The sequence below is a fragment of the Terrisporobacter petrolearius genome (assembly GCF_020748185.1).
Taxonomy (GTDB): Bacteria; Bacillota; Clostridia; order Peptostreptococcales; family Peptostreptococcaceae; genus Terrisporobacter; species Terrisporobacter petrolearius.
In genome coordinates this window covers 1-801 of record NZ_JAHZMO010000106.1, presented here as the reverse complement: position 1 = coordinate 801, position 801 = coordinate 1, and the positions used below count along the sequence as shown (strand labels likewise).

1 protein-coding gene is annotated in these 801 nt (G+C 32.1%); it reads right to left on the bottom strand.

Annotation, left to right across the window (positions count from 1 at the left end):
• Positions 1 to 801: isomerizing glutamine--fructose-6-phosphate transaminase (locus K0040_RS19840; RefSeq protein WP_228110416.1), on the bottom strand; the 801-nt coding region annotated here is incomplete at its 5' end.

The window sequence follows — 801 nt, the reverse complement described above, 5'->3', positions numbered from 1 at the left end:
TTATTCAACTGTAACTGACTTAGCTAAGTTTCTAGGCTTATCTATGTCACACCCTCTCATTTGGGCTACATGATATGAAAGTAGCTGCATTGGTACAACAGCTGTTATACTTGCAAACATATCATCAACTTCTGGTATATATATTACTCTATCAGCTGATTTTTCTACTTCTTTGTTGTGCTCTTTAGCTATTGCTATAACTTTAGCTCCTCTAGCTTTAACTTCTTGCATATTTGATAACATCTTTTCAAATAATTGTTCTTGAGTAGCTAATACTAAAACAGGAGTCCCTTCTTCTATTAAAGCTATTGTTCCATGTTTTAATTCTCCAGCAGCGAAAGCTTCAGCATGCATATAAGATATTTCTTTTATTTTTAAAGAACCTTCCATCGCTAGTGCATAGTCAATTCCTCTACCTAAATAGAACATATCATTTTTATCTTTTATTTCAGTTGCTATTTCTTTTATTAATTCGTCACTTTGTAATACTTTTTCAACTTGTGATGGCATCTCTTTTAATTTATCTATCATTTTAAAGTATTCTTCTTCACTAATAGTTCCTTTTGTCATAGCTAAATTTAATGCTATCATATAAAATGCTGTTAATTGTGTTGTATAAGCTTTTGTAGATGCAACTGCTATTTCTGGCCCTGCCCATGTATAGAATATATCATCAGACTCCCTAGCTATTGATGAACCAACAACATTAGTTATGGATAATACTCTAGCACCTTTTGACTTAGCATCTCTAAGTGCTGCTAAAGTATCAGCTGTTTCTCCTGATTGACTTACTATTATTAT